Here is a 24,131-nt window from a genome sequence, read left to right on the forward strand (position 1 = left end):
CGAACGGCTAGTGGCGGTCAAATCCTGCCGGAAAAGGAGTCAGGACCATGCCGACGCTGCTCGATACCTATGCGGACCTGTTCCGTATCGCGACGTTCCAGGCTGAACATTCAGCACGCGCCAACGGTCGCTGCGGCGCCGGCCGGCGACAACTTGAGACCCCGCAGCATCGGTGCCCCCACCGACCGGCGAAACTTAGCTGGCTTGCGTGACACGGCGCCGCAGCGGCGCGGTCATATGCGCCGGACATTGCGTCTGCATGTCGGAATTGACATCTATGATGGATGAACGATCCGGAGCGGCGCGGGCGATGAGCCACGGCCACGACCATAGCCGTGCAAGACTGGCCGCGCGGGGCCGCAACTGGCCCGGGCCCTGGCGCAGGACGCCGGGGCGCGTGCTCGGCACATCGCTGGTACGGCTCTACCAGCTCACGCTGTCTGGATTCATCGGCAACTCCTGCCGGCACATGCCCACCTGTTCGGAATATGCCCACGAGGCCATCGCACGTCACGGCCTGTGGGCGGGCGGCTGGATGGGCCTGTTCCGCGTACTGCGCTGCGGTCCGTGGGGCACCCACGGCATCGACCGCGTCCCGGAGCAGCTTGCCGGCCGCTATCGCTGGTTTGCTCCATGGCGCTACTGGCACATCGGCAAATCACCGCGATAGGCCGCTTTCGCTGCACCGAAGCGCTTTACGGCGCAAAAATCTCCCCCTAAAAGATCGCGTCGCCGGACGCCTCCGGCATTTTCACCACCCGCGCTCGTTTGCGGGACTGGATAGGAGAAGAATTTTGCTGAATTCCGTTTCCCTGACATTTCCCGATGGTTCCGTCCGCGAATATGACGCGGCGCTGACCGGTGCCGGCCTGGCCGAGTCGATCTCGAAGTCGCTTGCCAAGAAGGCCGTGGCCTACGCCATCGACGGCACGTTGCGCGATCTCTCCGACCCGCTCGGCAAGTCCGGCAAGGTCGAGATTGTCACCCGCGACGACCAGCGCGCGCTCGAACTCATCCGCCACGATGCCGCCCACGTGCTGGCAGAGGCTGTGCAGGAGCTGTGGCCGGGAACCCAGGTCACCATCGGCCCCGTCATCGACAACGGCTTCTACTACGACTTCGCCCGCAACGAGCCCTTCACGCCCGAGGATTTCCCCGCGATCGAAAAGAAGATGCGGGAGATCATCGCGCGCAACAGGCCGTTTACCAAGGAGGTCTGGTCGCGTGACAAGGCCAAGCAGGTGTTCCGCGACAAGGGCGAGGCCTACAAGCTCGAGCTGATCGACGCGATCCCCGAGGACCAGGACCTCAAGATCTACGCCCAGGGCGAGTGGTTCGACCTTTGCCGCGGCCCGCACATGGCTTCGACCGGCCAGATCGGCAGCGCCTTCAAGCTGATGAAGGTCGCAGGCGCCTACTGGCGCGGCGATTCCAACAACCCGATGCTGACGCGCATCTATGGCACGGCATGGGCCGACCAGACGCAGCTCGACGGCTACCTCCACATGCTGGAAGAGGCCGAGAAGCGCGACCACCGCAAGCTCGGTCGCGAAATGGACCTGTTCCATTTCCAGGAAGAGGGCCCCGGCGTCGTCTTCTGGCATGCCAAGGGCTGGAAGATGTTCCAGAACCTCGTCGGCTACATGCGCCGCCGCCTCGATACCCAGGGCTACCAGGAGGTCAACGCTCCGCAGGTGCTCGACAAGAGCCTGTGGGAGACGTCGGGCCACTGGGGCTGGTATCGCGATGCCATGTTCAAGGTGACCGTTGCCGGTGACGATACCGACGACGACCGCGTCTTCGCGTTGAAACCGATGAACTGCCCGGGCCACGTGCAGATCTTCAAGCATGGCTTGAAGTCGTACCGCGATCTTCCGGTAAAGCTTGCCGAATTCGGCAACGTCCATCGCTACGAACCGTCGGGCGCGTTGCACGGACTGATGCGCGTGCGCGGCTTCACCCAGGACGACGCGCACATCTTCTGCACCGAAGAACAGCTCGCCGCCGAATGCCTGCGCATCAACGACCTGATCCTGTCGACCTATGCCGATTTCGGATTCGACGAGATTTCGGTGAAGCTGTCGACGCGTCCGGACAAGCGTGTCGGCTCGGACGAAGCCTGGGATCATGCCGAAGAGATCATGAGCAATGTGCTCAAGACCATCGAGGCGCAGTCGGGCGGCAAGATCAAGACGTCGATCAATCCGGGCGAGGGCGCCTTCTACGGCCCCAAGTTCGAATATGTGCTGAAGGACGCCATCGGCCGCGAATGGCAGTGCGGCACGACCCAGGTCGACTTCAACCTGCCGGAGCGCTTCGGCGCCTTCTACATCGGCTCGGACTCCGAGAAGAAGCAGCCGGTGATGATCCATCGCGCCATCTGCGGCTCGATGGAGCGTTTCCTCGGCATCCTGATCGAGAACTATTCGGGCCATTTCCCGCTGTGGTTCGCGCCGCAGCAGGTGGTGGTGGCGACGATCACCTCGGACGCCGACGACTATGCCCGCGAGGTCGTGGCGAAGCTGAAGGCCGCCGGCCTCTCGGCCGAGGCCGACCTGCGCAACGAGAAGATCAACTACAAGGTCCGCGAGCATTCGCTGGCCAAGGTTCCGGTGATCCTCGTCTGCGGCAAGCGCGAGGCGGAGGAGGCGACCGTCAACGTCCGCCGCCTTGGCTCGCGCGACCAGGTGTCCATGGGCCTCGACGAGGCGATCGCATCGCTGCGCGACGAGGCGAGGACGCCGGACCGGCGCCGCGCCGCGCAGGGCTGAGGGGCTGAGCGCACAAGGATGTGAAAAAGGGGCGGCAGTGATGCCGCCCCTTTTTGCTTGGGTTCAAGAAGAAGGCGCAGAAGACCGATCGCGTGCTTCAGTCTGCCTGCCGCCGACACGTTTCCACGAGTGCCGGTTGCGGAGCGAGCCACCTGCAGACGTTGTGCGTCCAGGCTACGGCTACCCGTCAGAACGTCTTGTTGAACCGCAATTTTCCGCCCCACGACTCGAAGTCGTTGTCGCCGAGCCCATCGTAGAAAGCCGAGGCCGAAACGGAGCCGGCGCCACCCGACAGGGAGAAGCCGACCTCGCTCCGTCCGCGCAGGCCGGTGTCGGCAAGTCCGGGCGACGACGTGGCCGAGGTGCCGGTGTTCTTCTGCTCGAACGTCCACACACCTTCGAGCGAGACGAACGGCTGGAAGGCCGTGCCGTTGTCGAGTTCCGTCTGGTAGCTGATCCTCGGCCCGAACTCGAACGTGCCTGTCGCGATCTCGACCTCCGGAATCGGCAGGCCGAGGCCGTCGGTGTAGGCGTCGGTCTTCTCCTCGAAGTAGGTGAGGCGAGCCGTAGGCGCGATGCGCCAGCGGTCGATGTCGTACTGACCGATCAATGCCGCCGAGACCAGCCAGCGTGTTCCGTCGAGCTGATCGGAATAGGTCCCCAGCGGCGAGGCGGTGTTGGAGGATTGCCCCCATGCCGCCCGTGCGTCCAAGAACAGCCCGTCAGTCAGCCTCGCCGTGAGGTATGGGCCGACCAGGTAGCCGGTTCCCTCGATCGTCGCGTCCCCATTGCCCTCCATCTCTGTCCAGTCGAGCTGGACGCCGAGACCGACGAGAACACGCGGTCCGACGAGATAGTCCGCGCCGCCGTGCAATATGCCGAAACGGCCATCGCCGCCCGGGGCATTGAAGCGGGCGAGCTTCCCCTCGATCCATAGGTCGAACGGTGTCGCGAGGGGCTCGGTGGCGACTTCGTCCACGGCGTCGACGCCCGGCGCGCCGAATGGCGGTCGGTTGTCGCTACCGCCGGTGGCTTGATCCGCATATGGGATAGGCGGGACGCCGCCTGAGGTATCATCCGCCGCAGTATTTTCTGACCCGGCCGCGGGTTCGGCCTGCGCCCGGCCCAGGCTGTAGGCGAAGGAAGCTTGATCGCCGGTGAAGCGCATGGCGATCGGCAGTTGCCCGGGAACGGTCAAGCCGAAGCCGGCGACGCCGGCGGAGCTCGAATAGCTACCCGTCAGCCGCTCGAGTCGCCGGGCAGAATCCGGTTGGTTGGCGACGATCAGGTTGGCGCGCGCTTCCAGGAAGGCTCCGATGAGCTCCGTCGTGGGGCGTATGTCGCCGGCGACGATGGTGCAGACGATCTCGTCTCCGGCCTGGACCACGATCGTGCCCGACCGGCTGGCGCTGTCGAGCGAGGAGCCGGGACTGTTGCAGGCGGCCGATGCGATTTCGGATCCTGCCGGCACGGTGAAGGATATCGAATGGCTTCCGGCCGGCACCGCGAGCTGCCCCGATGTGCCGCCGCCGCCGGTCGCGTTGACGACGAAATTGAGCGACGGCTCCACAGAGGTGAAGGCGAATGCGCCGTCGCCAGAGCTTTTGATCACGAAGGTCACTCTGGGCGCTCCGACCGTGACACTGTATGTGCGGCTCCCGGAGAAAGGGCCGGTGCCCGTCGAACTGTCGGTCGCTTCTACCGTGAAGGAGAAATTGCCCGCTACCGTCGGCGTGCCCGACAGCGTGCCGTCGCCAGCAAGCGTAACCCCGGCGGGCAATGCGCCGGCGCTGACCGTGTAGCTGTAGGGAGCGGTGCCGCCGCTGGCGGTCACCGAGGCCGATACCGGCACGCCGTAGCTCATCGCGGGAAGCGTCGTCGGCTCCGGCGAAATCGTCGGTGCGCCGATCACCAACGTGAAGCTGCGGTCGACAAAGGCAGGCCCGTTACCGCCGCTGCTGTCGGTCGCGCGGATCGTCAGGTTGAAGCTGCCGCCTTGTGTCGGCGTTCCCGAAAGGACGCCGCCCGGGGACAGGCTGAGCCCAGCGGGGAGCGACCCCGAGTAGAGTGTGAAGCTATAGGGCGCAACGCCCCCGCTCGCGGTCAGCGTCTGGCTGTAGGCCACCGCGATTGCGCCGTCGGGTAGCGCCCCGTTGATCGCCAGCGTGGGTGTCGCGACCGTAAGCGAATAGGCGTTCGCGACTGTAAAGCTGAGGCCGTCGGTTGCGGTCACGGTGAAATTGAAGGTGCCCGCTGCGGTCGGCGTGCCCGACAGGATGCCGGTCGATCCGTTGAGCGTCAGCCCGGTGGGCAACGCACCCGCGGTGACCGCATAGCCAAAGGGCGCAACGCCGCCGCCTAAGCTGATCGTCTGCGAATAGGCGCTACCGGCTGTCGCACCCGGCAGTGCGCCCGCCGCAGGGCTGAGCGTCAAGGTTGGCGCAGCTACGGTGAAGCTGTAGGCGCGGCTTGCGGAGAAAGGGGCGCCGGTGCCCGTCGAACTGTCGGTCCCGGTAATGGTGAAGTTGAAGGTGCCCGACGCGGTCGGCGTGCCCGACAACGTCCCATCGGCTGCGAGCGTCAACCCCGCGGGCAATGCGCCGCTTGTAATCTTGTAGTCATAGGGACCCTGGCCGCCGCTGGCGGTGATCGAAGCGCCATGGGCGGTGCCATAGACGGGCGCAGCCAACGTCGCCGGTGAAAGCGAGATCGTCGGCGGGCTGACCGTGATCGTCACCGTGGCCACCGCCGAATCGCCCGCGCCGTTGGAGGCGCGATAGGTAAGGCTGTCGGGACCCGCATAACCCGCGGTGGGTGTATAGTGGATACTCGTGCCCGCGGCAGTCGCGATACCGTGCGCGGGCGATGTCACCACGATGATGCTGGTCGCAGCGCCGCCGCCGAGCGCGAGCGACATCGCGTTGTTCGATGAACTATGTGCGACCGTCGCGCTGCTGTCAGTCACGGTCGGCAAAGACAGGATCGTGAAGCTATTGGTGTTGGAACTGACGGAGGCGTTGCCCGCCGCATCGGTCGCGGTTGCTCGAACGCTGTGCATACCATCGGCGAGTGCGGAACTGGGCGTGAAGCTCCAGTTGCCTGATCCGTCCGCGCTCGTCGCGCCAGCGGACGCGCCGTCGATGACGATATCAACCGTGGCATTGGCTTCGGCGCTGCCGCTGATCGTGGGTGTCGTATTGCTCGTCGTGCTGCCATTGGTGGGCGCCGTGACGATCGGCGCCGGCGGTGGCGTCGTATCGACCGTGAAGTTGACGGTGGTCGAATTGGGTGACGTGTTGTTCGAGGCGTCCGTCGCGGTGGCATGGACGCTGTGCGCGCCCTCCGAAAGCGCGGTCCCCACGGTGAAGGACCAATTGCCGCCGGTGGCAGAGGTCGTGCCTGCTGAGGTTCCATTGATGTAGACGGTCACCGTCGAACCTGTCTCGGCGGTGCCACTGATCGTGGGGGTAGGATCGCTGGTCCGGTCGCCATCGGCCGGAGCCGCGATCACCGGCGCCGGCGGCGGGGTGGTATCCACCAGCGACAGCACGCTTACCGTGACGTTGATGACACGCCCGAGATTGTTATTGTCGATTTGGAAGGTGTCGGTCCCGGAGAAGGCGGATGATGGCGGGAGGTATCGCACCTCATCGCTGGCAGTGCGGACCAGCCAGCCCCCTTGCGTGGTTGCATTCGCGACGATGAAGTCCAGGGCCGCGGAAGCCGGATTGCCGGCTACCGGCCGTATGCTCCCATTGGGCAGGTCGTTGCAGTCGCCGGTCGTTGCCGAGATGTTCGCCGTCGTCAGAACCCCGCCAAGTGCGAATGTGTTGGCATCGGAGGAGTTGCCGGCCGGGTTCAGGAAGGTAAGCCCGGCAATGTCGCTCGGACCGATGGAGCAAGGGAAGGTCGCCGCAACTGCGGACGTTGCCATCACTGCCCAGGTAAGGATGTACGCAAGCAACGCAAGGAGCGGGCGCAGCGCTCCATTCCCTCTGGACATTCGGTTGTCCCCCGGCCGAATTTGAAATTTTCTAAAGCAAAAAGTATTTGTGATCGTGATATGGAAATGCAAAGTATGTCAGGAGTCAATAAAATAAAATCTCATTGCAAAAGCTTTGCGTGGTCAGGCGTGGAGCTTGTCCGACAAGTAAGCGGCGAGGAAATTGCTTGATGGGCGGAATAGAGATTTGCCCATGACGCGATACGGTTCTTGACTTGTGTTCTGCGGTCTTGTCGTGGACTCGTTGCCGAAAATCAGACACTTGTGTCTTATAGCGATCGCGCAAGAAGCGCGGATCCGCGAGCCCCGGTGCTATGTCGCACAGGCGGTCACCGCAAATATCCGAGCAGGCGGCTGATGCTCAGTCGGCGCCCTCGTTGGGGTCTATGGCCGCGGCTTCGGAGGCGACGACCTCGACGTCCTGGTTGCGGCCGGCGACGACCGTGAAGTCGCGCTGATAGATGCGGTCGCGGTTCTTGGCGATGATGGTGTAGCTGCCCTCGGAAAGCACCAGGGAGGCAAAGGCGCCCACGGTCTCGCGCAACGGATCGCCCGATTCGTTCAGGATCGACCATGAGGTGTCGGCGATGGCTTCGCCGCCGGCGTCGCGCACCAGCTTGAGCGTCACTTCGGCGGCGCGATGCTCGACCGTCGCCTCCGTCAGCTTGCCGGCTTCGACCTTGATGTCCGAGCGGATGACGGCGTTGACGTTTCCGTAAGTGGAGACGACGTGGTAGGTGCCCGAATTGAGTCGGACGACCGTGTTCGGCGCGACGTCGGGAATAATGAGCGAGCGTTCGCCGTCCGCACCCTCTTCGCCCTCGTAGATCGAAAATTTCAGTCTTGCCGGCGGAATGCGTACACCGCCGGACAGAACGGCGTCGAGCTTGAGGCCGCCGGCGTCGAGAACGAGGCTCTCGCGCTTGCCTTCCTTGCCCACCGTGATGCGCTTCGTCGCCCCGGCGCGGCCGTAGGACGCATGGACGAGATAGCTGCCGGGCGGCAGCTGGAAGCTGCTGGTGCCGCCCTGGGCGGACGCCACCAGGGGCAATTTGCCGTCAGGGCCGGCCTCGGGCCGGAACACGCGCCAGACCAGGCCACGGCTGATGTCGGCGCCTTCGCCGGTCAGCTGCGCGGCGAGCGTGATCTCGCCGAGAGCGGCGGTTGCCGGCGGCTCGTCGCCGCGCGGCTGCGCGAAGTTCGAAATCCCGGGCATGCTCAGCTTGTCGAGGATGCCTGTGCCCTCCTGCGCAAATCCGGCCGGGGCCTGCACGCTGAACAGCGCGGCACCCAGAATCGGCATGAAAAAACGGAAGTGTCCCCGGAACATGCCTTGTTTGAAGCCCAAGGCGGTGGCAATTTCAAGGCTGATCCGGCGCATGGAATCTTCCGATGACGCGCCGCCGCCAGAGCGGCCGCCATTCCGGTCGGCGCTTCAGCCCGAAATCTTCAGGAGTACCCGCGCCGTGACATCGCCGATCCTCGACTTTTTGTTGACCCGCAATTCCGCGCCGATCCCCGAACTGCGTGAGCCGGCGCCGTCCAATGCCGAGATCGAGACGATGCTGCGCGCCGCGACCCGCGTGCCCGACCATGGGCGCCTCGAGCCCTGGCGCTTCATCCTCTATCGCGGCGACGTGCGCATCGAGATCGGCAAGAAGCTCGCAGCCCTCGCCGAGAAACGCGAAGGCCCGCTGCCTGAAGGCCGCCGCAACCAGGAACTCGCCCGCTTTTCGCGCGCGCCGCTGGTCATCGGCGTGGTCTCGAGCCCCAAGGAGAACCCGAAGATCCCGCAGTGGGAAATGTTCCTGTCGGGCGGCATGGCGGCGATGAACCTGATCACCGCCGCCAACGCCCTGGGCTATGGCACCAACATGATCACCAACTGGTATTCGGACAACGAAGAGGGCCGCGCGCTGCTCGGGCTCGCGCCGCATGAACGCGTGGTGGGTTTCATCCACATCGGCTCGTATGATGGCGCGGCGCCGGAGCGCCCGCGCCCTGACGTGAGCAGGCTTTGTTCCGACTATTCCGGCCCTTGGGAGAGCTAGCAGGTGTACTACGAACCGTCGAAGGGCCATGGGCTGCCGCATGATCCGTTCAAGGCGCTCGTGTCGCCGAGACCGATCGGCTGGATCTCGACGGTGGGCAGGGACGGAGCGCTCAACCTGGCGCCCTATTCGTACTTCAACGCGTTGTCGGGAAAGCCGCCGATGGTGTGGTTCTCGTCGGAAGGCGAGAAGGACAGCGCGACCTTTGCCGGCCAGACGCGCGAGTTCGTCGCCAACATCGTCGGGCGCGACCTTGCCGAGAGGATGAACCGCAGTTCGGTCAATGCGCCGCGAGGCACGAGCGAATTCGCCTATGCAGGCCTGACGCCTGCGCCGTCGCGGCTCGTCGCCCCGCCCCGAGTCGCCGAAGCGCCGGCGGCCCTGGAATGCAAGGTGACGGAGATCTTCCGGCCAAGGTCGCTGGACGGCCGGGAGATCGGCGCCTTCGTCGTCATCGGCGAGGTAGTCGGCATCCATATCGACGAGGCCTTCCTCAAGGAAGGGCTGTTCGACACGGTCAAGGCCGGCAACGTGGCGCGGCTCGGCTACATGGATTATTCGACGGTCGACGCAGTCTTCTCGATGCGCCGCCCGCGCTGGGAAGAGTAGCTACGGATTCAGCCCGGCGGCCTTCGCCCGTTCGAGCAGTCGCTGCGCCAGCCTGAGATGCGGCCGGTCGTACATCTTGCCGTCGATGCCGACCACGCCGGGGTTGCCCGCTGCCTCGAAGGCAGCGACCACCGCCGCCGCATGGGCGGCCGCGTCGGTCGATGGCGTGAACGCCTCGTTGATGACGGCAACCTGATCGGGATGGATCGCCATCTTGGCGGTGAAGCCGTCGCGTTCGGCCTCGATGCATTCGGCCCTGAGGCCGTCGAGATCCCGGAAGTTGACGAAGACCGTGTCGATGGCCGCCGTGTCGGCCGCCGCGGCCCCGAGGATGGTCATCGTGCGGGCGAGCCGGAAGACATCCGTGTAGCGGCCGGCGTCGTCGCGCGCCGCGCGCGCGCCGATCGCCGCGGATAGATCCTCGGCGCCCCAGGTCAGGCCGGCGAGGCGGGCGCTGGCACCCGCATAGGTGCCGGTCGAAAGCACCCCCGCGGCGGTTTCGGTGACGATCGGGATGATGCGGATCGCGCCGTCTGGCAGGCCGTTCTCGGCCTCGTGAACCCTGAGCTTCGCCGACAGGTGCTGGACGTCGGCGCCGGAATTCGACTTGGGCAGCATGATGCCGTGGGGCGACACCGGGATGATCGCCCTGAGGTCGTCGTCGGTCATGCCGGTCGCCAGGTCGTTGACGCGGACGTAGATCGCGGCGCCGGTGGCGTCGCGCCTCGCGGCGATGAAGTCGGCGGCAACCGCGCGGGCATGCGCCTTGTTCTGCTGGGCGACCGAATCCTCCAGGTCGACGATGACCACGTCGGCGCCCGAGGCGAAGCCGCGCTCGAGCTTCTTTTCCGAATCTCCCGGAACGAACAGCAGCGACCGCATCAGCCAGCCTTCTTCAACATCATCGCCTGGCGTCGGCATTTGGCGACCAGCGCGCCGTTTTGATTATAGGCGCGATGCTCGAATTCGACGATGCCGCGATCGGGCTTCGACTTCGATTCGCGCACCGACAGAACCTCGGTTTCGACGCGGATGGTGTCGCCGTGGAAGACCGGGTGCGGGAAGACGGTCTCGGTCATGCCGAGATTGCCGATGGTGGTGCCGAGCGTGGTGTCGTGCACCGAAATGCCGATCATCAGGCCGAGCGTGAACAGCGAGTTGACCAGCGGCTTGCCCCATTCGCTCCTGGCGGCGAAGTCGAAATCGATGTGCAGCGGCTGGGGGTTGAGCGTCATTGTCGAGAACAGCATGTTGTCGCTCTCGGTGACCGACTTGGTGAGCTGATGGCGGATCACCTGGCCGACCACGAATTCCTCGAGATGAAGTCCGGCCATCCGCTTTTCCCTCCGGTTGTCCGAGGTTGATAGGCGTTGCCCGCAACGGGGGCAAGCGGGTTAACGGATATGGTGAACCGTTCGTAAACCATTTCCTTCTAGAGTAATTCATGGGGTTTGGCGCAAATTGCCGGGGACGAAGGCGTATGGTTGTCTCGCATTTCCTCAGGTGGATCGAGACTGCGAGGGTGGATGAGCGCGCGGCGGCGGCCGCAGCGCTCGCGACGGCCTATGTCACCCGGGAGCTGCCCTTCGAGGACCGCTGTGCTGCCGAGGCAGCCCTGACTTTCCTGCTCGACGACCCTTCGCCCAAGGTGCGACAGGCCTTGGCGGAAGCGATGTCGATGAGCATGAACGCGCCGATCCAGGTGATTGCCGCATTGGCCTCGGACCAACCGGAAGTCGCAGCGCTCGTGCTGGCGCGTTCGCCCTTGCTCACGGACGCGGATCTGATCGACCGCGTGGCGTCTGGCCCGGTCGCCGTTCAGAAGATCGTCGCCGATCGTCCAGCGGTGTCCATGGCGCTTGCCGCGGCTCTGGCCGAAGTTGGCGAGGTCGAAGCCTGCGCGGTGCTCGTCGGCAACTATGGGGCCGACATCGCGGCTCTGAGCTTCCGGCGGATGGCCGAGCGTCACGGCCATGACGCGCGGCTACGCGAGGCGCTGGCCGCCGACCCGCGCCTGCCTTCCGACTGCCGCCACCTGCTGCTGGTCAGGCTGGGCGAGGCGCTGAAGGCCTCGCCGCTCGTCATGGCGTCGATCGGTGCAGCCCGGGCGGAGCGCGTCACGCGCGAGGCCTGCGTCAAGGCTTCCCTTGGTATCGTCGAGGCGACGCGTGCAGAAGAGCATGTGGCGCTGGTCGAGCATCTCAGGCTGCGCGGCGACCTGACGACGAGCTTCATCATTCGCGTCCTTGCCCACGGCAAGGTGGATTTCTTCGGGGCGGCGCTCGTTGTGCTGACCGGCCGCGACCAGCAGCGGGTGAGGGCGCTGCTTGCGACCGGCCAGGACCTGGCGGTGGCCGCGCTGTTGCGGGCGGCCGGATTGGCCGATGCAACCCACGCCATCATCCTGCGCGCGCTCAAGGTCTGGCGCGAAGTGGCAAACGGACGCCGGGTCGCCGGCGCCCAGGAAGTCAGCTGGCTGATGCTCAAGGAACTTGGCGGGCAGTCTGCGGAAGGCGAGCTGGCTGGCCTGGTGAAGTCCATCCACCTCGACGCCCTGCGCGAGAATGCCCGCGGCCATGCCTTGGCGATCGCCGCGGCCTAGACGCAGGGATCCGCCGTTCTTGGCTAGATGTCCAGCGCTTCAGACTGGGCGAACTCGGCACGTTCCTGGATGAAGCGGAAGCGGGATTCCGGCTTGGTTCCCATCAGCGAGTCGACGGCAACCTTCGTCTCTTCCTCGTCGTCGATGACCTCGACGCGCAGCAGCGTGCGCTTCTTCGGGTCCATCGTCGTTTCCTTGAGCTGCGAGGCCATCATCTCGCCCAGGCCCTTGAAGCGCCCGATCTCTATCTTGCCGCGGCCGGTGAACTCGGTGCGCAGCAACTCGTCCTTGTGGGCGTCGTTGCGGGCATAGGCCACCTTGCCGCCCTGGCGGATGGAATAGAGCGGCGGCACCGCCATGTAGAGGTGGCCGCCGCGGACGAGCTGCGGCATCTCCTGGTAGAAGAAGGTGATGAGCAGCGAGGCGATGTGGGCGCCGTCGACGTCGGCGTCGGTCATGATGATGACGCGGTCGTAGCGAAGGTCCTCTTCGCGGTATTTCGACCGCGTGCCGCAGCCGAGCGCCTGGATCAGGTCGCCGATCAGTTGGTTCGACGCCAGCTTGTCGTTACCGGCGCTGGCAACGTTGAGGATCTTGCCGCGCAGCGGCAGGATCGCCTGCATCGAGCGGTCGCGCGCCTGCTTGGCCGAGCCGCCTGCCGAGTCGCCCTCGACGATGAACAGTTCGGCGCCGGCGGCCGCATTCTGGGTGCAGTCGGCCAGCTTGCCGGGCAGGCGCAGCTTGCGCACCGCGCTCTTGCGCGACACTTCCTTTTCCTGGCGGCGGCGTACGCGCTCGTCGGCGCGCGCGATCACCCAGTCGAGCAGCTTGGACGCTTCCTGCGGGTTGTCGGCAAGCCAATGGTCGAACGGATCGCGGAGCGCCGTCTCGACGATGCGCATGGCCTCGACGGTCGCCAGCTTGTCCTTGGTCTGGCCGACGAATTCGGGCTCGCGGATGAACACCGACAGCATGCCGGCGGCCGAGATCATCACGTCCTCAGAGGTGACGATCGAGGCGCGCTTGTTGCCGATGAGGTCGGCATAGGCGCGCAGGCCCCTGGTCAGAACGTTGCGAAAACCCATCTCGTGGGTGCCGCCGTCGCCGGTCGGGATGGTGTTGCAGTAGGAGTTGATGAAGCCGTCGCCGCCGTACCAGGTGACGGCCCATTCGAGCGAGCCGTGGCCGCCCTGCTTCTCGCTCTTGCCGGCGAATATCTCGCGCGTGACCTGCATCTCGTCGCCGAGCGAGGCCTTGAGATAGTCGCCGAGCCCGCCGGGGAAGTGGAAGACGGCCTTGACCGGCGTTTCGTCCTTCTCCTTGATGAGCGAGGGGTCGCAGCTCCAGCGGATTTCGACGCCGCCGAACAGATAGGCCTTGGACCGCGCCATCCTGTAGATGCGGGCCGGCAGGAAATGCGCGCCCTTGCCGAAGATGTCGGGATCGGGATGGAAGCGCACTTTGGTGCCGCGCCGGTTGTGCACGTCGCCGAGGCTTTCGAGCCCGCCCTGGGGGATGCCGCGCGAGAAGCGCTGGCGGAAGAGCTGGCGTCCGCGCGCCACCTCGACCTCGAGCTGGTCCGACAGCGCATTGACCACCGACACGCCGACGCCATGCAGGCCGCCCGAGGTCTCGTAGACCTTGGAGTCGAACTTGCCGCCGGCATGCAGCGTCGTCATGATGACTTCGAGGGCCGACTTGTTCTTGAACTTGGGGTGCGGATCGACGGGGATGCCGCGGCCGTTGTCGGTGACGGTCAGGAACCCTTCGGCGTCGAGCTCGACGTCGATGAAGGTCGCGTGTCCTGCCACCGCCTCGTCCATCGAGTTGTCGATGACTTCGGCGAAGAGGTGGTGCAGCGCCTTCTCGTCGGTGCCGCCGATATACATGCCCGGACGACGCCGAACGGGCTCGAGCCCCTCCAGGACCTCGATGTCGGCAGCGCTGTAGCCCTCGCTTCCATCCTTCGCCGGCGCAGGACGCTTGGCTGCAGCCGCGGCCTGGACCAGCGGGTCGGCAGGACGGGGGGCGGGGCGGGCGGGCTGCTTGTCGAGATTGCCGAAAAGGTCGCTGTTGTCGTCCATGCTCAATACGGTTTTTCCGCGCTGCGAATCACTTTGTCGAGTTTGCCAGTTTTGCCGGTCCGGCAACAGTTCCGGTTCTGTTCGTGCACCGCGCCCGATATGCCGCATCGGGCACGTCGAGCGCAACGATTTGTAAACGCTATCCGAACTCGCCCCTGTGCGGCGATGATGGATGCAGCCTTATGCGGTTGCCCCAAGGGCAAAACGCTCGATAACTGCTGCCCGAACAATCGGACAATCAGGAAAGCGGGGCCCCCGTGCTCGACTTCGGTTCCCTTTTGCTCGCGACGGCCCTGTCCGGCGCATGTCTGAGCGGAACGCTGCTTGCCATCTGGCTGACCGCGCGCCAGGCCCGTTTCGTCGTCACGATGGCGGCGGGGATACTACTTCTCGTCCTCCATGTCATCGCATTTTGGCAATATGGCCGCAACGCCTCGCCATGGCTCGGTCAACTGACCTTGACGCTGCTGGTTGCGGGCTTCTTCGTCATCCTGTGCTCGACGGCGCAGTATCTCGATCGTAGCTGGCACAGGGTGGCCGCGGCGCCCGTGCTGGCGGTGACCGTGCTGATCATGGCGGTGACGGCCGGAGGCTACGATGGGCTGGGCTTCGTGCTCGCCTATTCCACCGTCACGGCGCTGCTGGTGGTGATCGCTTCCATGTTCTGGGCGGCCGGCGAGTATGACCGGCGCATCCTGGCCGCGGTCACCTTGCTTTCGGGCAGTGCGGCAATCTCCTTTGCGCTCTGCGCCTTGGTTCTGGTGGCCAACGGGCAGTGGTCGCTGGGCACCGTTCCCAGGAATTGGGCCGAAGACTTGAACACCGCAGTCGTGGTCGCCTGCATGACCGCGCTTGGGGCGCTGACCATCTCGCTGCATCATCTCCGCACCCAGCGGCAATTGACGGCGCAGACGTTGACCGATCCGCTGACCGGGCTGCTGAACCGCCGGGCGCTGACGATGTTCCATGGCAACACGCACTTCGGTTCCGGGATGGCACTCGCCATGTTCGACCTCGATCATTTCAAGCGGACGAACGACCTGTTCGGTCACGCTGTCGGCGATACGGTCCTGCAGCGTTTCGCCGACGTGGTCAGGAAACACGCCCGGGATGGCGTCGAGGGCTTTCGGTTGGGCGGCGAGGAGTTTGCCGTCGTCATGCCCGGCATTCCCCCGCTCAAGGCGCATGAGATCCTGCGCACGATCGGCGCTGCCTTTGGCGCGGAGATCGTGGTCACCAAGCTCGGGCCGCTGCGCAGCACGGTCAGCGTCGGCATCTGCTTCGGCGACGAGCATGCGACGACGCTCGAACAGATGCTGATCGGCGCCGACGCGGCCCTTTATGCCGCCAAGCGGGCAGGGCGGAACCGGGTTGCCACCGCAGAGGCAGCGGGCGACGAGAGGGTCCGCGAACCCGAATTGCTCTTCGCGTAGACCTTGGCGGCTCCCGCACGCTGCCGAGAAAATCAAATCGGCGGCGCCCGTGAGGTGCGCCGCCGATGAAGTCATCTGCCCTCAGGCTTACTCGGCTGCGCCGAGATACTCGGTCAGCGGCGGGCACGAGCAGACCAGGTTGCGGTCGCCGGCGACGTTGTCGATGCGCGACACCGGCGGCCAGTACTTGGCAACGGTATCGGGATCGCCGCCCGGATAGGCCGCCTCGAGGCGCGAGTAGGGATGCTTCCACTCGCCCGCAAGCGTCTCGGTCGTCGTGTGCGGGGCATTGACCAGCGGATTGTCGTCCTTCGGCCATTCGCCCTTCTCGACCTTTGCGGCCTCGGCCGCGATCGCCGCCATGGCCTCGCAGAAGCGGTCGATCTCGCGCTTCGGCTCGGATTCGGTCGGTTCGACCATCAGCGTGCCGGCAACCGGCCACGACATGGTCGGGGCGTGGAAGCCATAGTCGACCAGGCGCTTGGCGACGTCCTCGACGGTGATGCCGGCGCGTTCCTTGAGCACGCGCGTGTCGAGGATGCACTCATGCGCCACGCGGCCGTTCCTGCCCTTGAACAGCACCGGATAGTGCGCCTCGAGCCTGGTCGCGATGTAGTTGGCGTTGAGGATCGCCTGCTCGGTGGCCTGCTTGAGGCCCGACGCGCCCATCATCCGGATGTACATCCAGGTGATCGGCAGGATCGAGGCGCTGCCGAAGGGGGCCGCCGAGACGGCGTGGCTGCTGCCGGCCTCGACATGGCCCGGCACGAAGGGCGCGAGATGCGCCTTGACGCCGATCGGCCCGACGCCGGGACCGCCGCCGCCATGCGGGATGCAGAACGTCTTGTGCAGGTTCATGTGGCAGACGTCGGCGCCGATGTCGGCCGGCCGGGCGAGCCCGACCATGGCGTTCAGGTTGGCGCCGTCGAAATAGACCTGGCCGCCATGCGCATGCACGATCTCGCAGATGTCGCGCGCGCCTTCCTCGAACACGCCATGCGTCGACGGATAGGTGAACATCAGCGCCGCGAGCTTGTCGGCGTGCTGCTCGGCCTTCACCTTCAGGTCGGTGACGTCGATGTCGCCGTCGTCGAGGCAGTGCACGACGACCACTTCCATGCCGGCCATGGCGGCACTTGCCGGGTTGGTGCCATGCGCCGAGGACGGGATCAGGCAGATGTTGCGCTGCGTCTCGCCACGCGAATGGTGGTAGCGGCGGATGGCCAGCAGGCCGGCATATTCACCCTGGCTGCCGGCGTTGGGCTGCAGGCTGACCGCGTCGAAGCCGGTGATCTCGCACAGCCATGCCTCGAGGTCGTCGGTCATCGCGCGATAGCCGAGCGAATGGCTGGTCGGCGCGAAGGGATGCAGGTTCGCGACCGTCGGCCAGCTGACCGGCATCATCTCAGCCGCGGCATTGAGCTTCATGGTGCAGGAGCCGAGCGGGATCATGGCGCGGTCGAGCGCCAGATCCTTGTCTGCGAGCCGGCGCAGGAAGCGCATCATTTCCGTTTCCGAGCGGTTCTCGTGGAACACCGGCTGGGTCAGGAAGTCCTTGCCGCGCGGATTGCCGGGCAGGGCGCGCTTGGCTTCCTTCGGAGCCGTCGCACCGAACAGGGCGGCAACGGCCTCGAGATCGGCCTCGCTGGAGGTCTCGTCAAACGAAACCGACACGCGGTCGGCGTCGATGACGCGCAGCAGCCGCCCGATCTTCTCAGCCTCGGTGGCGATTGCCTCGGCCTTGCCCTTGGCTTCAACCGTCACGGTGTCGAAGCGCTGGGTGCCCGAGACGGTCACGCCGGCGGCCTTCAGGCCTTCCGCCAGGCGGGCGGCAAGACCATGGACGCGCTCGGCGATCGCCTGCAGGCCGGCCGGGCCGTGCCAGATGGCGAAGGACGCAGCCATGTTGGCGAGCAGTGCCTGGGCCGTGCAGATGTTCGACGTCGCCTTGTCGCGGCGGATGTGCTGTTCGCGCGTCTGCAGCGCTAGGCGATAGCCGGGACGGCCCTTGCTGTCGACCGACTGGCCGACGAGGCGGCCCGGCATCAGGCGGGTCAGCTTGTCGGAGACGGCGCAATAGGCGGCGTGCGGGCCGCCGAAGCCCATCGGCACGCCGAAGCGCTGCATCGATCCGACGGCAATGTCGGCGCCGAGGCTGGCGGGCGCGTCGGTGACGGTCAGGCTGAGCGGATCGGAAGCGAAGATGACGATGGCGCCGACGGCCTTGGCCTTTTCGATGGCCGCCTTGTGGTCGCCATAGACGCCGTTGGTGTCGGGCCAGGAGACGATCAGGGCGGCGGTGTTGTCGTCGATGGTCTCGCCGTCGATCTCGGTGCCCAGCGGCTCGGCGCGGGTGCGCACGACGTCGAGCGTCTGCGGATGCGGGGTGCCGGCAAGGGCGACGCGGCTGCGCTTGTCGCGGTGGTGGCGAAGTGCGATGCCGACGGCTTCGGCGACTGCGGTCGCCTCGTCGAGCAGCGAGGCGGACGCCACCGGCAGGCCGGTGAGTTCGGCTACCAGCGTCTGGAAGTGGAACAGCAGCTCCAGGCGGCCCTGGCTGATTTCGGCCTGGTAGGGCGTGTAGGCGGTGTACCAGGCCGGGTTCTCGAACAGGTTGCGCTGGATGACAGGCGGCACGCTGACGCCGTGATAGCCCGCGCCGATGAAGCTCTTCAGCACCTTGTTGCGGCCCATCTTCTCGCCGAGTTCGTCAAGCGCCTCATGCTCGGTCGCAGGGGCAGGGAGGTTGAGCGCGCGATCGAGGCGGATCGACTTCGGCACGGCCTGGGAGATCAGCGTTTCCACCGAAGGCACGCCGATCGCGGCGAGCATGGCGCGGGTATCGCCCGCGCCGGGCCCGATGTGGCGGGCCGAGAAAGGATAGGGTGCAGTGGTCATCTCAGTGGTCCTGTCAACCGATATGGGCCTTGTAGCCGGCCTCGTCCATGAGGCCATCGAGCTGGGAAGCGTTCGCCAGCTTCATCTTCCAGAGCCAGCCGTCGCCGGTGGCCGAGTTGTTGACCAGCGCCGGGTCGCTCGACAGCGCGCCGTTGGCCTCGGTGATGTCGCCGTCGACCGGAGCGTAGACGTCGGACGCGGCCTTGACGGATTCGACGACCACCGCGACGTCGCCCTTGGCGAGCTTGCGGCCGGCTTCCGGCAGTTCGACGAACACCAGGTCGCCGAGCTGTTCCTGGGCGTAATCGGTGATGCCGACGGTGGCGATGTCGCCTTCGACGCGGATCCACTCGTGGTCTTCGGTGAAATAGGTCTTGGTCATGGAAATCATCCTTTGCGGTAGCGATGCTGCGTGAAGGGAAGGGCGTGGACGTCGACGGGCACCTTGGTACCGCGCACGTCTGCGAAGAGGCGGGTGCCTGCCTTGGCCAGCGGGGCAGAGACGTAGCCCATGGCGACAGGGAAGCCGGCCGACGGGCCGAAGCCGCCGGACGTGACACGGCCGGCGGGCTTGCCGTCGGCGTCGAGGAGTTCGGCGCCGGAGCGCACCGGCTGGCGGCCTTCGGGCTTCAGGCCGACGCGCTTCTGCGCCGGGCCCCCGGCGAGGATCCTTGCCAGTGCAGCGCGGCCGATGAACTTGCCTTCCGCACGCAGATCCTTGGGGATCGCCCACATCAGGCCGGCGCTGGCCGGGTCGTTGTCGGGGGTGATGTCGTTGCCGTGCAGGCAGAGGCCGGCCTCGAGGCGCAGGCTGTCGCGCGCGGCGAGCCCGATCCACATGGCGCGTTCGTCGGCAAGCAGCTTGCCGACGAGATCGCGGGCATCGGCCTCCGGCAGGCCGATCTCGAAACCGTCCTCGCCGGTATAGCCCGAGCGGCTCATGAACCAGTTGGCGCGCGGCTCGAAGCCCTGCATGAAGAACAGATCGTCGGTGGCGATGCCGGCCTTGGCCAGGACGGCAGCCGCTTCCGGCCCCTGGATCGCCAGGAACACGCGGTCGAGCGGCTCGATCTTTGCGTCGTAGTCCTCGGCCAGTGCCCGCAGATGCGCCTCGTCGGTCGCGGCGTTGCCGGCATTGGCCACCACCATGAAGCGCTCGTCGCCGAGCCGGGTGATGATCAGGTCGTCGATGATGCCGGCCATTCCGGTCAGGAAGAAGGTGTACTTCGACTGACGGAGCTCGAGCGCGCGGGCATCGAGCGGGCAGGCGCGATTGATAAGGTCCGCCGCGCCCGGTCCGGTGACCAGGAACAGCTTCATGTGGGAGATGTCGAACAGGCCGACATGCTCGCGGGTGTGAAGATGCTCCTTCATCACTCCGGCGGGATAGGTCAGCGGCATATGCCAGCCGGCAAACGCGCCGAAACGCGCTCCAGCTGCTGCATGCAGGTCTTCGAGTGGCAGATGAAGTGTCGTGTCGCCAGTCATGGCTCCTCCAGAGTCGCACGTTACCAGCCGCTTGTGGCAGCCATTCCGTGCCCCTCTGTCTGAAGCCTGAGAGACTCGCGCCCCGGAACTCTGTCGGCAGCGCTTACACCTTCGGCGCGGGATCGAAGTCCCGACTTTCCAGAGTGTCCTTCCCGTTTACGGTTCTTTTGCCTGAGAGATTTCGGGCGATTTCCCCTTCGGCGTCAGCTTTCGCTGCTCTCTCCCGCAAACAGGTGGAGCCCGCAAAGGCCCCAGACGAGTCGTCAATATCCCAACGACGACACTTTGTCACCTGTCCGCGCAGTGCTTATTCACCTGACCGAACGGTGCATGGTCTACCCGTTCGGGTAGTCCATGCTGACGAATCAGATGCCGCCATACCAGTCGTAGCCGCGATCCTCCCAGTAGCCGCCCTTGCCGAGGCCCATGGCGGCGAAGCTGTCGACCAGCTCGATGCCCTTGAGATATTTCGGCATCTTGTAGCCGAGCTGGCGCTCGACGCGGGCGCGGAGCGGGGCGCCGTTCTCGACTGGCAGCGGTTTGCCGTTGACCGCGTAGGCCAGGATCGTCTGCGGGTGGCGGGCGTCGATCAGGTCGATCGAGCCGTAATATTTGACCTCGCCGGAGAGGCTGTTCTCGATGGTGTCGAGGCAGTGGAACACGACATAGCGCGCGGTTGGCTTCACGACTGCCGCGTCGAGTACCAGCGCCAGCGGCACGCCGGTCCATTTGGCGATGCAGCTCCAGCCCTCGACGCAGTCGTGGCGGGTGATCTGGGTGCGCGCCGGCATGTTCATCAACTGTTGCCTGGTCAGCGACAGCGGCCTTTCGACCAGGCCCGTCACTTCCAGCCGCCAGTCGGCGAAGTCGTTGGCGAGCAGCGCCTTGTAGGTCTCGTCGTCGGGCGCGGTGACGCCGTTTGGGCGCTGCGGCTGTCGGATGTCGGCCTCGGAATACTCCTGGGCCAGGCTGTCGCGGCCCGCGAGCAGCCGTTGCGCGCGGTAGGTGAGGTCGTTGGTGCCTTCGAGGAAGTTGCGGACGCCATTGTCGCGATCCTGGAGGAAGTCGAAGGCGTCGCAGCCGGAGAGGGCAAGACCGGACAGGCCGAGCGAGGCGGCGGTCAGGAAGCGTCGGCGGGCGAGCTGGAACTTCGGCATGTCAGGCGCTCCTGTCGGAGGCGTTTGCCTCGGGTTTCGGCGGGTCGGCGCGATACCAGCCGGTGACGATCGAACGCAGTTCGTTGATCGGTCCGGCGGCGAGGATCATCAGCATGTGGACGATGAAGAAGGCGACCAGCAGCAGCATGGTGGCGAAGTGGATGGTGCGCGCCGTCTGCCGGCCGCCCAGCATGTCGGTCAGGAACGGCACAGCGGCGTTCATGCTCGGGGACATGGCTAGCCCGGTGACGATCATCAGCGGCAGGAGAACGAACAGCACGCCCCCATAGGCGAGCTTCTGGAGCGTGTTGTAGTCGCGGCCGTGATGGAACTTCAGCCTTGCGTGATCGGCTATGTCGCGCGGCAGCCTCCTGAGATCGTCGGTCGTGGGGGCGAGGTCGCGGCGCAGGTGGCCGTTCCACAGGCTGGCGGCGAGCCAGGCGGCAAGCGTCGCGGTCAGCAGCCAGGCGAAGAAGAAGTGGACGACGCGGCCGGTGGCGAGATCCTGGCCCGACGGGATCGTGGCCCAGGACGGAAAGGCGCGGGCGCGCAGATTGTCCTCGGGCCCCGACAGCCCGAACACCCCCGTGGTGGTGAATCTCTGTCCGAATATCTCGGTGTAACCGATTGGTTTGGCTTGATAATAGTCGGAACCGATGGTCAAGACGCTATTGTCGAACTGGAAGCCCGATTGCTGGCCGATGTAGAGCGCCGGGTGGGCGTTGAAGATCTGCAGGCCGCTGAGCAGCAGGAAGAACAGGCTGAGGGCCCAGACCCAATGGGTGGCGCGCGTCCAACGCGTCTGGCGATAGACCAGCTCGCCGCGCGTAGAGGTCTCGCCGATTACGTCGTCTGCTTGCCCGTTCATGCCACCGGCCTCTCATTGTCTCGCCGAAGGGGGGCGGCGTTGCGATGATGCTGGCCAAGCTACGGGCGGTGGTCGCCGGAGGTTTCGAGGCTGCGATGAAATGGGCGTGAAGCCGCTCAGTTGGCGAGCGACACCACGAGATTGACGGCAGCCGCGACGATGATGGTGTTGAAGAAGAACGACACGATGGAATGGACCAGGACCGCCCGGCGCATCGGCGTCGAAGTGACGTTGGTGTCGGCCGTCTGGGCGGTCATGCCGATGACCACGGAGAAGTAGAGAAAGTCCCAGCCGCAGGGCCGGCCCGTTTCGGGAAAGATCAATCCGCCCAAAGGCTTATGGCCGGGAGCGGAATCCGTTTCACCGCTGCCGTCCCCTTTCCAGAAAAGATTGGCATAGTGCAGCGCCGTCATGGCGTGGAGGGTGAACCAGCCCAGCGGCAGCGACAGCAGCGAGAAGGCCAGCGGGATCGCGCCCGCGGCCTCGCGGCCGTTGATCAGCATGAAAAGCGAGCCGACCGCGGCGCCGATGATGGCGACGGTGACCAGGAAGATGATTGCGACGGGCTCGTCGGTCTCCTGGGCGCGCCGGCTGAGATAGTCGGCGCTCAACGCCGGCATCTCGCGCAGCACCAAGGCGACATAGACGATGAAGAAGGCATTCGCGCCGATGGCGAAGGCCAGCGGCTGATCGAGCGCCCATGCGACCGCAAGTGCCGCCAGGCCGATCGCGGCGCTGACCTTGAAGACGAAATGGCGCCCGAACGGCTTCATCCGCCCTGTGCCCCGCGGATCGCGCGCCGCGCCGTCTGGTCGAGCGCGCCGAGGAAGCGCGAGCGGTCCTGCGGCGTGAAGCCGGCATTGTAGCCCTTGCTCTCGCCGGTTTCGCGCAGGTGCTGCTTGAGGTCGCGCATCGCCACCGCCATGCCGATGGTCTCCGGCGTGAACGGTCTGCCGGTCGGGCCCAGCACATGGGCGCCGAGGGCGACGGTGCGTGCGGCGAGCGGGATGTCGGCCGTGACGACGATGTCGTTGGCCCTGGCGTTTTCGACGATCCAGTCGTCGGCGGCATCGGCTCCCTTGGACACCACGACGTTACGGATCATCGGATCGCGCGATGGCCTCAGACCGCCGTTGGAAACGAAGGTGACGACAAGGTCCAGCCGTTCGCCGACCTTCACCACCTCGTCCTTCACGGGGCAGGCGTCGGCGTCGACGTAGATGATGGGCTTGTTGTCGGTCATTTCAGGCACGGTTCCGGGAAAAGGCGTCTTTGGTTATGGTCGGGCGCGTCGAATGGAGGCCGACCATGGCACATCTGATCAATCGCGAACAATGGGCCGAAAAGCCCGATTCCTGGCATGGGGAATTCCAGGCGGCGCCTACGGGGCTGACGTCTCTGTCGTGTTCTTCATCACAGACAGGGTCGGCGGCGGCCCGAAGCTGCATACCCATCCGTATCCGGAGATCTTCATCGTCCGCGTCGGGCGGGCCTTGTTCACAGTGGACGATGTGACGATCGAAGCGGAGGCAGGGCAGATACTGGTGGCGAAACGACGGATTTGCACGTGGCCGGAGCCTTCGACACGACCTGGCTGGAATGAGCCGCCTGTGCGTCAGGCGATTGCGCTGGATGCGGGCCGCAGCATGTCGATGTGGGGGATGTCGTCCTCCAGATATTCCTCCGACACCGTCGCGAAGCCGAAGGACGAATAGAACTTCTCGAGATGGCTCTGCGCCGACAAAGCTATCGGGTGGCCGGGATAGAGCCGCTCGCAGATAGCGATGGATTCTGCCATCACCTTGTCGCCGAGCCGCTTGCCGCGATGGTCGGGCGAAACCACGACCCGGCCGATATAGGCCGGATCGTCGTTGCCCTCGGGGCCGATGATGCGCGTGCTTGCCAGCAGTTCATTGCCGGCAAGCAGCCTGAGGTGCATGGCCTCGGGATCCTTGCCGTCCATCTCGGGGAAGGCGCATTTCTGTTCGACGACAAAGACGTCGAGGCGCATCTTCAGCATCGCATAGAGGTCGCGCGGAGACAGGTCGTCCAGCCTCCTGACGTCGACCTCGTATGCGACCCCGTTCATCAGTAGACCACGACGCTTCTGATGCTCTCGCCGGCATGCATGAGGTCGAAGCCCTTGTTGATGTCCTCGAGCTTGAGG

At 65.6% G+C, this 24,131-nt stretch carries 21 protein-coding genes and 1 riboswitch; of the genes, 8 read left to right on the forward strand and 13 right to left on the reverse strand.

Annotation, left to right across the window (positions count from 1 at the left end; all coding sequences use genetic code 11):
* Window positions 1-47: 47 nt before the first annotated feature.
* The 3 genes from PV773_RS12725 to thrS all read left to right on the forward strand — a co-directional run bounded on the left by PV773_RS12725 (window position 48) and on the right by thrS (window position 2,771).
* On the forward strand, window positions 48-212 hold the full coding sequence (locus tag PV773_RS12725; protein WP_347966684.1) for a hypothetical protein: 165 nt from the start codon (window positions 48-50) through the stop codon (window positions 210-212).
* A gap of 98 nt (window positions 213-310) precedes the next feature.
* The gene (yidD, locus tag PV773_RS12730) at window positions 311-670 is read left to right on the forward strand and encodes a membrane protein insertion efficiency factor YidD (protein ID WP_347966712.1); all 360 of its coding nucleotides are present in this window, start codon (window positions 311-313) and stop codon (window positions 668-670) included.
* A gap of 124 nt (window positions 671-794) precedes the next feature.
* A complete protein-coding gene (thrS, locus tag PV773_RS12735; protein WP_347966685.1) occupies window positions 795-2,771 on the forward strand; it encodes a threonine--tRNA ligase in 1,977 nt (658 codons plus the stop codon).
* A gap of 187 nt (window positions 2,772-2,958) precedes the next feature.
* On the opposite strand, the gene PV773_RS12740 is transcribed toward thrS, so the two are convergent.
* Complete coding sequence (locus PV773_RS12740; protein WP_347966686.1) at window positions 2,959-6,774, reverse strand: putative Ig domain-containing protein; 3,816 nt, start codon at window positions 6,772-6,774, stop codon at window positions 2,959-2,961.
* Between the two features lie 361 nt (window positions 6,775-7,135).
* Window positions 7,136-8,104 (reverse strand): hypothetical protein, encoded by a 969-nt coding sequence (locus tag PV773_RS12745; RefSeq protein ID WP_347966713.1) that lies wholly within the window; start codon window positions 8,102-8,104, stop codon window positions 7,136-7,138.
* Between the two features lie 136 nt (window positions 8,105-8,240).
* Between PV773_RS12745 and PV773_RS12750 the strand changes: the two genes are divergently transcribed.
* A complete protein-coding gene (locus PV773_RS12750) occupies window positions 8,241-8,825 on the forward strand; it encodes a nitroreductase (RefSeq protein WP_347966687.1) in 585 nt (194 codons plus the stop codon).
* Between the two features lie 3 nt (window positions 8,826-8,828).
* A complete protein-coding gene (locus tag PV773_RS12755; protein WP_347966688.1) occupies window positions 8,829-9,434 on the forward strand; it encodes a flavin reductase family protein in 606 nt (201 codons plus the stop codon).
* Here PV773_RS12755 and PV773_RS12760 read toward each other — a convergent pair whose 3' ends face one another.
* A complete protein-coding gene (locus PV773_RS12760; protein ID WP_347966689.1) occupies window positions 9,435-10,316 on the reverse strand; it encodes a CoA ester lyase in 882 nt (293 codons plus the stop codon).
* Window positions 10,316-10,768, reverse strand: a complete 453-nt coding sequence (locus PV773_RS12765) for a MaoC family dehydratase (RefSeq protein ID WP_347966690.1) — start codon at window positions 10,766-10,768, stop codon at window positions 10,316-10,318. The genes PV773_RS12760 and PV773_RS12765 overlap by 1 nt, the downstream gene beginning before the upstream one ends.
* 146 nt (window positions 10,769-10,914) lie before the next feature.
* Between PV773_RS12765 and PV773_RS12770 the strand changes: the two genes are divergently transcribed.
* Entirely contained in the window at window positions 10,915-12,036 is a 1,122-nt protein-coding gene (locus tag PV773_RS12770; protein ID WP_347966691.1) for a DUF2336 domain-containing protein, read from the forward strand.
* 23 nt (window positions 12,037-12,059) lie between these two features.
* Here PV773_RS12770 and parE read toward each other — a convergent pair whose 3' ends face one another.
* Window positions 12,060-14,120: a DNA topoisomerase IV subunit B gene (gene parE, locus PV773_RS12775; protein WP_347966714.1), complete on the reverse strand. Its 2,061-nt coding sequence runs from the start codon at window positions 14,118-14,120 to the stop codon at window positions 12,060-12,062.
* 257 nt (window positions 14,121-14,377) lie between these two features.
* Between parE and PV773_RS12780 the strand changes: the two genes are divergently transcribed.
* Window positions 14,378-15,553 carry a GGDEF domain-containing protein gene (locus PV773_RS12780; protein WP_347966692.1) on the forward strand — a complete coding sequence of 392 codons (1,176 nt, stop codon included), beginning with the start codon at window positions 14,378-14,380 and terminating at the stop codon, window positions 15,551-15,553.
* Between the two features lie 87 nt (window positions 15,554-15,640).
* Here PV773_RS12780 and gcvP read toward each other — a convergent pair whose 3' ends face one another.
* The 7 genes from gcvP to PV773_RS12815 all read right to left on the reverse strand — a co-directional run bounded on the left by gcvP (window position 15,641) and on the right by PV773_RS12815 (window position 23,207).
* Complete coding sequence (gene gcvP, locus PV773_RS12785; protein ID WP_347966693.1) at window positions 15,641-18,451, reverse strand: aminomethyl-transferring glycine dehydrogenase; 2,811 nt, start codon at window positions 18,449-18,451, stop codon at window positions 15,641-15,643.
* A gap of 13 nt (window positions 18,452-18,464) precedes the next feature.
* Window positions 18,465-18,833, reverse strand: coding sequence for a glycine cleavage system protein GcvH (gcvH, locus tag PV773_RS12790; RefSeq protein WP_347966694.1), 369 nt, complete (start codon window positions 18,831-18,833; stop codon window positions 18,465-18,467).
* A gap of 5 nt (window positions 18,834-18,838) precedes the next feature.
* Window positions 18,839-19,939, reverse strand: coding sequence for a glycine cleavage system aminomethyltransferase GcvT (gcvT, locus tag PV773_RS12795; protein WP_347966695.1), 1,101 nt, complete (start codon window positions 19,937-19,939; stop codon window positions 18,839-18,841).
* A gap of 149 nt (window positions 19,940-20,088) precedes the next feature.
* Window positions 20,089-20,175: riboswitch (glycine riboswitch) on the reverse strand.
* A 129-nt stretch (window positions 20,176-20,304) separates the two neighbouring features.
* A complete protein-coding gene (locus PV773_RS12800) occupies window positions 20,305-21,096 on the reverse strand; it encodes a molybdopterin-binding protein (RefSeq protein ID WP_347966696.1) in 792 nt (263 codons plus the stop codon).
* 1 nt (window position 21,097) lies between these two features.
* Entirely contained in the window at window positions 21,098-21,964 is an 867-nt protein-coding gene (locus tag PV773_RS12805) for a cytochrome b/b6 domain-containing protein (RefSeq protein ID WP_347966697.1), read from the reverse strand.
* A gap of 116 nt (window positions 21,965-22,080) precedes the next feature.
* Window positions 22,081-22,737: a DUF1345 domain-containing protein gene (locus PV773_RS12810; protein ID WP_347966698.1), complete on the reverse strand. Its 657-nt coding sequence runs from the start codon at window positions 22,735-22,737 to the stop codon at window positions 22,081-22,083.
* Entirely contained in the window at window positions 22,734-23,207 is a 474-nt protein-coding gene (locus PV773_RS12815) for a YaiI/YqxD family protein (RefSeq protein WP_347966699.1), read from the reverse strand. Before PV773_RS12815 ends, PV773_RS12810 begins: the two co-directional genes overlap by 4 nt.
* 91 nt (window positions 23,208-23,298) lie before the next feature.
* Here PV773_RS12815 and PV773_RS12820 point away from each other — a divergent pair, with 91 nt between their 5' ends.
* Window positions 23,299-23,679 carry a cupin domain-containing protein gene (locus PV773_RS12820; RefSeq protein ID WP_347966715.1) on the forward strand — a complete coding sequence of 127 codons (381 nt, stop codon included), beginning with the start codon at window positions 23,299-23,301 and terminating at the stop codon, window positions 23,677-23,679.
* Here PV773_RS12820 and PV773_RS12825 read toward each other — a convergent pair.
* Window positions 23,580-24,053 carry a GNAT family N-acetyltransferase gene (locus PV773_RS12825; RefSeq protein WP_347966700.1) on the reverse strand — a complete coding sequence of 158 codons (474 nt, stop codon included), beginning with the start codon at window positions 24,051-24,053 and terminating at the stop codon, window positions 23,580-23,582. The two genes, PV773_RS12820 and PV773_RS12825, sit on opposite strands and share 100 nt — an antisense overlap.
* Between the last annotated feature and the right edge of the window lie 78 nt (window positions 24,054-24,131).

It is taken from the genome of Mesorhizobium sp. CC13 (genome assembly GCF_039907765.1).
Taxonomy (GTDB): Bacteria; Pseudomonadota; Alphaproteobacteria; order Rhizobiales; family Rhizobiaceae; genus Aminobacter.

What these genes read in the sequence shown, in the direction of transcription:
- PV773_RS12725 (WP_347966684.1), top strand. Translation starts at nt 48, where the DNA reads ATGCCGACGCTGCTCGATACCTATGCGGACCTGTTCCGTATCGCGACG.
- yidD (WP_347966712.1), top strand. Translation starts at nt 311, where the DNA reads ATGAGCCACGGCCACGACCATAGCCGTGCAAGACTGGCCGCGCGGGGC.
- PV773_RS12740 (WP_347966686.1), bottom strand. Translation starts at nt 6,774, where the DNA reads ATGTCCAGAGGGAATGGAGCGCTGCGCCCGCTCCTTGCGTTGCTTGCG.
- PV773_RS12745 (WP_347966713.1), bottom strand. Translation starts at nt 8,104, where the DNA reads ATGTTCCGGGGACACTTCCGTTTTTTCATGCCGATTCTGGGTGCCGCG.
- PV773_RS12760 (WP_347966689.1), bottom strand. Translation starts at nt 10,316, where the DNA reads ATGCGGTCGCTGCTGTTCGTTCCGGGAGATTCGGAAAAGAAGCTCGAG.
- PV773_RS12765 (WP_347966690.1), bottom strand. Translation starts at nt 10,768, where the DNA reads ATGGCCGGACTTCATCTCGAGGAATTCGTGGTCGGCCAGGTGATCCGC.
- PV773_RS12770 (WP_347966691.1), top strand. Translation starts at nt 10,915, where the DNA reads ATGGTTGTCTCGCATTTCCTCAGGTGGATCGAGACTGCGAGGGTGGAT.
- parE (WP_347966714.1), bottom strand. Translation starts at nt 14,120, where the DNA reads ATGGACGACAACAGCGACCTTTTCGGCAATCTCGACAAGCAGCCCGCC.
- gcvP (WP_347966693.1), bottom strand. Translation starts at nt 18,451, where the DNA reads ATGACCACTGCACCCTATCCTTTCTCGGCCCGCCACATCGGGCCCGGC.
- gcvH (WP_347966694.1), bottom strand. Translation starts at nt 18,833, where the DNA reads ATGACCAAGACCTATTTCACCGAAGACCACGAGTGGATCCGCGTCGAA.
- gcvT (WP_347966695.1), bottom strand. Translation starts at nt 19,939, where the DNA reads ATGACTGGCGACACGACACTTCATCTGCCACTCGAAGACCTGCATGCA.
- PV773_RS12800 (WP_347966696.1), bottom strand. Translation starts at nt 21,096, where the DNA reads ATGCCGAAGTTCCAGCTCGCCCGCCGACGCTTCCTGACCGCCGCCTCG.
- PV773_RS12805 (WP_347966697.1), bottom strand. Translation starts at nt 21,964, where the DNA reads ATGAACGGGCAAGCAGACGACGTAATCGGCGAGACCTCTACGCGCGGC.
- PV773_RS12810 (WP_347966698.1), bottom strand. Translation starts at nt 22,737, where the DNA reads ATGAAGCCGTTCGGGCGCCATTTCGTCTTCAAGGTCAGCGCCGCGATC.
- PV773_RS12815 (WP_347966699.1), bottom strand. Translation starts at nt 23,207, where the DNA reads ATGACCGACAACAAGCCCATCATCTACGTCGACGCCGACGCCTGCCCC.
- PV773_RS12820 (WP_347966715.1), top strand. Translation starts at nt 23,299, where the DNA reads ATGGGCCGAAAAGCCCGATTCCTGGCATGGGGAATTCCAGGCGGCGCC.
- PV773_RS12825 (WP_347966700.1), bottom strand. Translation starts at nt 24,053, where the DNA reads ATGAACGGGGTCGCATACGAGGTCGACGTCAGGAGGCTGGACGACCTG.